Below are 9,041 nucleotides of genomic sequence, written 5' to 3'. Positions count from 1 at the left end.
ATGGCACTGACCCAAGGTAACTTAGACTTATTGGCGCAATATAGCCAAATTAGCCAAGACTTAGGCTATAACGTGGTAGAGCCGGCAAACCCACGAAATGCAGGAGCAGCCGATATTTCATTTGCAGCGGAACATGTTGATATGTCACTTGATGGTCTAGGGTTAATGGGTTCTGGAGCACATACTAAAAACGAAACTGCGGATTTAACTTCCTTAAATAAAAATATCGAAAAAGCGGCAATTCTGATTTATCGCTTAGCTAAGCAAAAAGCGAAACATTAAGCGAAACAAAAAGCGAAACGCAAATAACCTCTCATTTTCGATGAGTTTACTGATTAGCCAAAGTAAACTCATCGACAACATTAACTTCAATACCAACATCCAGCGCAAATAAAATGTGCCTAAGTAACAACTAGCTAAATCGGCATTGTTGATTATTTTATATCTTGGAATGAAAAATGCATATTTAATGAAAATCTTAAGATATTGTGAAAAAGAGGTAATACAAAATGAAAAATATAACCAAAGGGTTTATAGCATTATTTTTTCTCAGCATATCATCAAGTTCTATAGCGACGATTTTGGATATCGATTTTAATGGCAATCAGTTTTTACTTGCAACATTTGAAAGTGCAGAGACGGGCAGTGATTTTTATAGATATGGTAGTCCATCAGGATCATCTGCTAATCCTGTATATCCAGGAACAGCAGATTTAATACCATTATTTTCGGATGCGGCACAAATTTATACCCATATAAATACGCTTAATAATAAGTTAAGTTTTGGTATTATTTTAGAAAAACCAAATGGTAGCGGTGGCGGTTCATTTTCCGCTGATCTTGATTGGTCTGGACCAGCGGTATTATCTTTCGTTGATGATCCTCTAGAATCAGGAACTATTAACGCAGGAGGACCCCAAAGTATCAGCTTAAATTGGATAGATTGTTGCACTGATGGCTTTGTTATTAGCGGTTTTGATCCTAATGATTTATTTATAGATCTCACTAAGGTACTTGGTTCGGACTTAACTGACGTGATATTTCTAAGCCCAGATCGAAATAATACTAACTTTTCCTTTCCACAGGACGAATTCAATATCAGCATTGCTAATTGTGTTCCAGCAACGGACCCAAATGCTTGTGTAATAATCACGACTCCTGAGCCATCAATTGTTTTTCTATTTGCTATAAGTTGCTTTAGTTTGTATTCCTCCCGTAGATTTAGTTGAACAATTAAGGGCTGAATCTAAAACAGAGTCAGGCGATGTACATTCGAAAAACAAGCCACTACATAATTTTTCGCGTACGTTAGTGGACATTACTGATACTTGGGACCATGGTTTACGCTAGTTGATGTTCGTATTTTTTGCTGAATAGGCGCGATAGGGATTCCAAAGGCTAATCTTAAGGTAAGTAAAGTGTAACGCCTCTTGTCCTAGATATACCACAGGGACATTTATGAATAAAAAAATGCCTGCCAGTTATAAACCGACAGGCATTTGTTAGCAATAGTATGCTACTCCTTTAAAGGGCTTTTATTTACCCTATTGTGGCTATTGCGGATTAAGACCTAACTTTTGCAGTACTAGTTTGAAGTTAGCACGACGTTCTTTAATCGCATGAACTTCACCACTTACTGGACAATGGTCGTCTGGACAACCACGGTTGACGATACCAGATACGGCATCAACAAATGCGGTACCCACCATGCCACCATCAACATACTTTTTCAGCTCTGCGTGGTAATTCCAATCGGCATATGGTCCACCTTCATTATCGTAGGCTTGCACAGAGCTAACCCAGAAAAATAAACCAGCAATCCACTTAATTTCTTTATGTTCTTCAGAGCTACAAATTAACCCAGGGTTTGAACATAAATCTAAATCAGCGTATAGCGGGCTATCAGGTGCTGGCGCAACAGTTGTGCCATCAATTGTGGTGCCAATAGTATCTGGGTCAACGTGTGAACGACCAACGAAGTGGTTAAGTGTACCGAAGTTTTGACGACCTGTGGTTTGAATAACACCACGTCCCCACCAACCACAGCCTTGAACACTTTCGTCACTACCGTCCCAAATAAAGCTACCTGCTTTTTGACCTACATACTGTTTACAGGTTTCACGTTCAAACACTTGCTTAGAAGTATCTATAGCCGTCGGTACCGTATTACAGTGACCTGCGTTAGTCCAACGACCCACTTTACCGTTAACTAAAAGGCCTTGCTCGGCCAGTACAGCGTCTGGTGCGGCAAAGATTGGCGCTGGCGCACCGTACCATTTAGCGTGGGTATTGGCCGTTTGCTCCATGGTATTATCACGAGGACAAGAGTAAGCATGATCTTTACCCGATACCGGGTGAGTACCGTAATCAGCATATTTCTGACCTAATTGACCACAACTCGCGGTCATCGGATAATCTACCTTGGCGCCGTATTTAACCTCAGACCAGTTATTCTCATCACAAGCATCGAAACGAATAGTTTCTTGCATACTTTGTGATAGGAACGCGGCAATAGCTACTTTAGCGTATTTAGCATTGGTGGCATCATCAGCAGTGTTATCGACTAACCAGAATTTATCGCCAGCAACACCAACATTGTGCATTGAGTTTAAGCCAGTTAAAAAGTCAGCCCATTTATAAATGGTTGATGGCACCCAAGATGAAGTCGGTGTTTCGTACAGGAACACCTGACTATCCATTACCGTTTCAATACCAGATAAATCACTGTTTAAAGAAGCAATACTGGTTAGTGGTGTGACACCAGAGCCAGTGCCGACATAATAAAGTGGTACCTTAAAGCTCTGGTAACTAGCAATTTTACTGGTTAGGGTAGTGCTATCTGCATCAAATAATATCGCGAAGATATTGTTGTGAGCAGCTTTGCGTATTTTACTTTCGCCAGCAGTATTGCCCATAAAGTAAGTGGTTGCTTGCGCTGTTGGCACCGAAGATAACATTGCTGGCGCTTGCACAAAGTCAGTGACTTGTTTGACGTATTCTAAGGCGTTATGCCATTGCTCACTTGATAAGCTGGCAGAGCCGCTTGATTTAGTGAAAGCAATAAAATCAGCTTTTGAGTCTCCTTTATAAAGTGCCAACTTATCAAGTAAATCAGATGTTGCTTTAGAGGCCGCATTCCACACAGATCTTTTGCCTGAGTGCGTAGCGTAAGCAAAGTCACCAATGCTTAACGACCAACCAAAAGTAGCGTTTGGCGCAAGCATAGTCAGTATTAAGTTTTGCGCTTGAGCCCAGCCCTTAGCATCATCACCTAAGGCATCAATGTCACTAACGCTGATATTATTAGTATTGGTGGTCGCTAAAGCGGAAGTTAACGCTTGTTTCACGGCAATTGTGCCTAAAGACGCGCCTTTATCTGCAGTAATACTATCAAGTACATCAGTGTTGATAATTATAGACTCAGAGCCAGCCAGTTTTGCTGTTTGAATTAGTGATACGAAAGCAGTTGTTAACTTGGTGTCATCTGATAGCTCTGTGCTGTTGATTAGGTTAACCGTAATCATATCAGGCAGTGTTGAAGATGGACCGCCAACAACAAAGTCACTCGGCCAGCCATTAACTTTTAAACTTACCGGATCTTTAGCATTTGGTAACGATAACAGTGGCGCTGTACCTTGTGCTGTACCATCACAGTTTACTTTCCAAGTCCAAGTATCATCACTACCTGGACGAGAAGCGGTTTCCCATTTAGCGGTGAAAGCAATGTAGTCATCATTAACGAGAATATCGCCACCTTTGGCTGTTGTGCCTTGAGTCCAGACACTGTAATCAGCACATTGACCACCTGGCGTAGGAATTGGGTCAGGCGTTGGGTCCGGATCCGGTGTTGGATCTGGGTCTGGAGTTGGAACTGGAGTTGGATCAGGATCTGGCGTCGGGTCTGGGTCCGGTGTTGGATCAGGATCTGGCGTTGGTGCAGTACCATCTACCAGTGTCCATGCACTTTCCCAGGCACTACCAGTACCTGGCGCATAGTGGTAAGCAGATGCTGACGAACACCATCCAGCGATATTACATTGGTAAACCTTGCCACCATTACTAACTAAATCACCTGCGGCATAAAGAGTACCAGCCGAGTAGGCGGTAGCTGTTGGATCTGGTGTCGGCTCAGGAGTTGGCTCTGGATCCGGTGTTGGGTCAGGTGTCGGATCTGGTGTTGGCTCAGGAGTTGGGTCCGGTGTCGGGTCGGGAGTGGGATCTGGCTCAGGTGTTGGCGTACCACCAGTACATTCATCTTTTAAAGCCCAGCTATTATCACTACCAGGAATTGCTTTAGTCCACCATTGAGCAGTGTACGCACTACCATTATGTTGCATTACATCACCGGTATTCGCGTGATCAGGATTTCCTTGCCAGTCTACCTGAGGGAAATCTGGATATGCATTCATACCTTCACAGCTCTGTGCTGCAAAGGCGTTGCTCGAAATCACTGTGCTCGCAGCAAGTGATATAGCAATAAAAGTTTTACTTGGTTTAAAACCAGCCTGTTTGAGTTTCATTCAAATTCCCCATATTTAATTTATTATTTTTTTAATACCGCATGGACAATGGCTGAAGCTTGTTGGTTAAACGCTCCTTTATCGCCTTATGTTTTTGTATGTTTTTCATGCGCATTTCAAGTTATCACGCATTTGACAGCGCTGTCAAATGCCGTTTTAGCTAGAAATAGTGTTTAACGTGAAAATGTCTTTAAAGACAAGTGTGTCGTAAGTAACTAATAAATATAAAGTTATAAAGGTATTTTTTTTACTTTAATTGGTAGCTTATTTTTTTGTAAAAAATAAGAAATGGAACGTTAATGAGATATTATTTCGATGTGTAGGGAGTTATTGAAAATACGAAAAAATATATTCTGTTATTTCTCATCATTGTGCACCGACTATTATAATTTAGGTCTACTATATTTTTCCATCGCGACTTGCCAAGCAAGGAAACAAAAATCCAAGCATAATTCTGAATTCAACATGAAATATAAGTAAATGTCGTACAAAAATGAATCAGAGAACTTCTATGAAATTTCTATAATGGCAAATTATAGATTTATTATAAGACTATATTTACTGACCTTGCTTCAATCGAGTTAAATAAATCGCAGTAAGCGTTGCGATTACATTTATAACAATAATTGAAAGGAAATATTCATGCGAAAATTATTTTTATCCTTACTAATGACGACTACTTTATGTTCTCCAGCACTTTTTGCTGCAGAATTTTCTGAAAGTATCAAACAAGCAATGTCGTCAGATATACGTACCGACAGAGAAAAAGCTCGAGATAGCAACCGAAAGCCAGTGGAAACGTTGCAGTTTTTCGGCATAAAAGATGATATGAGGGTATTAGAATTGGTACCTGGTGGAGGTTGGTACACCAAACTACTTGCACCAGCTCTACGTGATAAGGGACAATTTTATTTAAGTCTTGGTACCAAAGGACTTAAGGAATCACTGTTGAAACAAAACCCTTTTGATAAAGTTAAATTAGTCGGTAGTGAAGGTTATGAATTCGAAAACTTGAACTTTAATGTAAACGATCTTGATGCGGTATTAACATTTCGAAACTACCATAATTTTGATGAAAATGAACGTGTCAGTGTAAACAAAGCGGCTTATAAAGCATTAAAACCTGGTGGCGTTTATGGTGTAGTCGATCATACTCGCAGACATATGCAAAAGAAAAATGATGAAAATGGTCGTCGTTTTGACCCTGTTCTTGCCATTAAAGAAATTCAACAAGCGGGTTTTGTTTTAGTGGATTACTCTAACTTACATTACAAATCAGATGACGAATTACGTTTTGAAGTTGGACGAAAAACCGTGCGAGGTAACTCAGATCGTTTCACGCTATTATTCAAAAAACCAGAGTAAGCTGCTTTCTTACTTATAAGGTTATTAAAGTAATAAAGATAATATATGGCGTCAAAGTTAAATTCACTCAAATTACATTACTCTGACGCTATTATTCACAATATTAAAAAGTGAGTATTATTTCGTTGGCTCTAAGTATCGTTTTTCAGAGAAGTTTTCAGCTAAAAATGTTTGTAATCCTTTTAATTGTTTGTCTGAAAACCATTTTTTGTGTGCTTGGTAATAGTCTTTAGTTTGATATACCTTGGCTAATATTTTATTAATATCGTTAATAACCCCTTGGCCCAATTCACTTTTTGAACAATTGAAATGGGCAATAAGGTAAGGAGGCGCATCAGCAATGGTGTATTGCTCTAGCAGTTGTTTTTGTACTTCATCTGGAGTTATATCTACCGGTAAGGCTAGGACAAAATCAACCCGTGATTTATATAACATTGCTCCTAACGCCCTTACTCGCTGACTGCCGCCGCGGTAATAGATGTTTGCTGGGTTTATCTGTTTTATTTGCTGGTCAAGAAAATTACCAAAAGATACATCTTGGGCAATACCCATAATTTGTTTTGGTAATGCTCTAAATACACTGGGCAGATTTTTGATTTCACCTTCGGCATTGAATAGTTCGCGAAGTAAAGGGGATTTAGCATTAAAGCGGTAAAGTTTATGGGTCAGGTAAAAGCTTTGCGGATCGGAAAAGAGTGAGTATTCCTTGCGCTCAGGTGTTACCGCTCTATTGGCAACACAAACATTATCATTGATGTTAAGTGTTTTAATTATTCGAGGCGCCGTCACACGCACTATGCGAACATCATATTTTGGTAATTGTTTTAACTGTTGAATGATTAGGTTTTCAATATAGGAAGCAGTTGACGTTTCAGCAGAGGTTTTAGCTAAAAGATCTATATTTTCAATCTTGTCTTCTACTAACCAAAGAATTCTTTCTTTAACCACTTTTTTATTGATTTGCTCACTTTGCGCCGTAGTGCTAAAAAAAACACTATAAAAAGCGCTAATAAAAATAGCCAAGCTAATGAATAAACCTAGCATGGGGGGAAGGAAAATAACTGCAAGGGAAAATGTCTGCTGAGTAAAGTTTCAGCTTATTCTAACTGTATTTTAGTTAATAAAATAGCTTTCAAATGTACAAAGTTCAGCCGCCGCATAAGACCGTAATTTAGCCTGTTGGCTCAAAGGGGGGGGGCGTTTTTTGTCGTATAGTCGCCACTGTGACGTAGGAGAGAAAATGTCATGTTGAATGATGAACTCAACAAAAGGTGAATATTAATCACTCCTTCTAACAAAATAAAACTATCGACATACCAACCCTTAAATTCATCACACTTTACAACGATTTAGCTGAAATACTTTACATAGCTTTGTTACTAAGACTGTTAATCTTCATTTCTTATTTTTAAACAACTGAATGCACTTTTCATTTTTAAATAGCAGTCAAAATTAATAATTAAAGACTAAAATCATACCTGCACATTAATAATTTATGAGTTGTAACCTACTAGGAAAAATTATGAAGTCGTTGATAAATACACTTGCCATTATACTCTTGAGTTTGTCCATTAATGTTGGCGCCAAAAGTGTTGCTGATATTGAAATTCCTGAGTCTATTAGCTTTGATGATAAAACCTTGCTAGTGCAAGGCGCGGGTGTGCGAAGTAAGTTTTTTATCAATCTCTACGTGGCCAGTTTGTTTAGTGAACCAGATATCAATAGTAAAAGATTAAGCGCAACTAAGAGCTATACAGTGCTCAACAGTCAAAGTATTAAAGCCATTCGCTTGAATATTGTTTCCGGTTTGATCACCTCAACAAGAATGCTTGATTCAATTGAGCAGGGCTTTAAGCTTGCCACCGATGGCGATAGTAAAGAAATAGACATTTATATCACCAAATTTATTTCAGTTTTTGATCAACCAATAGAAAAACAGGATCAATTCACTTTTATCAGTGAGCCAAATGTCGGTGTTCATGTATTAAAAAATAATCAGCCGCTAACAAGCATAAATAACGAAGCCTTTCGCCAAGCATTATTGTTAATTTGGTTGGGTACTAGCCCGGTTGATAAGGATCTAAAAAGAGATATGCTCGGAAAATAATTCGTTGAGTATCGAAATAATCCAAGAGTAAACATAGAGGCTGAGTACATTTAAATAGTCATGCTCTAACCTCTATGTTCTGACCTCAATGTATGACTCTTATTTATTACTTCCAGTTAAAACTTTAATTCATGCCCGCCATTTATCAGCTTTCCTTGGCTCTAACCACTAAATATAAATTAAAAGCTTAGTGATTAATGGCTAAGCTAGCTGGCCTAAATTCATACAGTTAACACTTAAGTTATACTTCACCATGCCGATACTTCTTATATAGGCGTTGATAAATAAAGGTAGCTATTATGAGTTCATCAATTAACCCGAATGCGACATTTAACCAAGATGTTCGTTCGTTAGCAAAAGCGCAGGATAAAAAAGACAGCGGCGCCATGGGCCAGCAAGTATCGGGTCTTGCCGATACTAAAAAAATGACAGAGGTACAAGAGCCCATTTCGGTCAGCCAGAAAAGACAACTTAACGCGGCAATTATTGAATCGTCACTAAAATTCAGTAAATCAATAGGCGACCAACCACTATCACTGCTGTTAAAAACCGCCTTACAGGGAATAAATGAAGCGCTTAAAGTGGGAGGCGTTGATAGTAACGTTGAAGAGGCTTATGAATCTGGTATTGATTTTAGCCCCGAAGCGACGGCAGATCGTATTGTTGCTTTTAGCACTCATTTTCTAGTTTCTTACCGAGAGCAACACCCAGAAATGAATGAAGAGCAATCGTTAACTGCTTTTGTTGATATTATCAGTGGCGGCATAGAGCAAGGTTTTGCTGAAGCTAAAGATATTCTCGGTGCTTTAAAAGTATTAGGAGGAGATATTGCCACTAATATTGATAAAACCTATGAGTTAGTGCAACAGGGATTACAGTCTTTTGTTGATTCTTTTAGTGAGGCAGAGCAAGAGTAATTTATACCAATTCCAATAAGTTTCTTCCCACTCAGCGAGAGTTAAAAGTCTTAGAGGCAAGGCATTGATTGTAGATAATGGTTATTCCCTTATCAAAATCAATAACGCAACATGTAAGCCTTTTAAACTCGC

Annotated in this window: 6 protein-coding genes and 1 pseudogene; 5 read left to right on the top strand and 2 right to left on the bottom strand. The window is 39.0% G+C overall.

Annotated features, from left to right (window positions below; all coding sequences use genetic code 11):
* Window positions 1-282 (top strand): annotated as a pseudogene (locus HRT50_RS09205) (M20 family peptidase); the annotation flags it as partial.
* A gap of 227 nt (window positions 283-509) precedes the next feature.
* Window positions 510-1,229 (top strand): hypothetical protein, encoded by a 720-nt coding sequence (locus tag HRT50_RS09200; RefSeq protein ID WP_291613681.1) that lies wholly within the window; start codon window positions 510-512, stop codon window positions 1,227-1,229.
* A gap of 324 nt (window positions 1,230-1,553) precedes the next feature.
* Here HRT50_RS09200 and HRT50_RS09195 read toward each other — a convergent pair whose 3' ends face one another.
* Window positions 1,554-4,520, bottom strand: coding sequence for a cellulose-binding domain-containing protein (locus HRT50_RS09195; RefSeq protein ID WP_291613679.1), 2,967 nt, complete (start codon window positions 4,518-4,520; stop codon window positions 1,554-1,556).
* Window positions 4,521-5,162: 642 nt separating this feature from the next.
* Here HRT50_RS09195 and HRT50_RS09190 point away from each other — a divergent pair.
* Complete coding sequence (locus HRT50_RS09190) at window positions 5,163-5,885, top strand: methyltransferase (RefSeq protein WP_291613677.1); 723 nt, start codon at window positions 5,163-5,165, stop codon at window positions 5,883-5,885.
* A gap of 117 nt (window positions 5,886-6,002) precedes the next feature.
* Here the strand turns inward: HRT50_RS09190 and HRT50_RS09185 are convergent, their stop codons facing one another.
* Entirely contained in the window at window positions 6,003-6,908 is a 906-nt protein-coding gene (locus HRT50_RS09185; protein WP_291613676.1) for a transporter substrate-binding domain-containing protein, read from the bottom strand.
* A gap of 499 nt (window positions 6,909-7,407) precedes the next feature.
* Here HRT50_RS09185 and HRT50_RS09180 point away from each other — a divergent pair, with 499 nt between their 5' ends.
* Both HRT50_RS09180 and HRT50_RS09175 read left to right on the top strand, forming a co-directional pair.
* Entirely contained in the window at window positions 7,408-7,992 is a 585-nt protein-coding gene (locus tag HRT50_RS09180; protein WP_291613674.1) for a chalcone isomerase family protein, read from the top strand.
* Between the two features lie 299 nt (window positions 7,993-8,291).
* Entirely contained in the window at window positions 8,292-8,909 is a 618-nt protein-coding gene (locus HRT50_RS09175; protein WP_291613672.1) for a DUF5610 domain-containing protein, read from the top strand.
* Window positions 8,910-9,041 lie beyond the last annotated feature (132 nt).

The organism is Colwellia sp. (assembly GCF_013215345.1).
GTDB lineage: Bacteria > Pseudomonadota > Gammaproteobacteria > Enterobacterales > Alteromonadaceae > Colwellia.
This window is presented reverse-complemented; position numbering and strand designations above follow the sequence as displayed.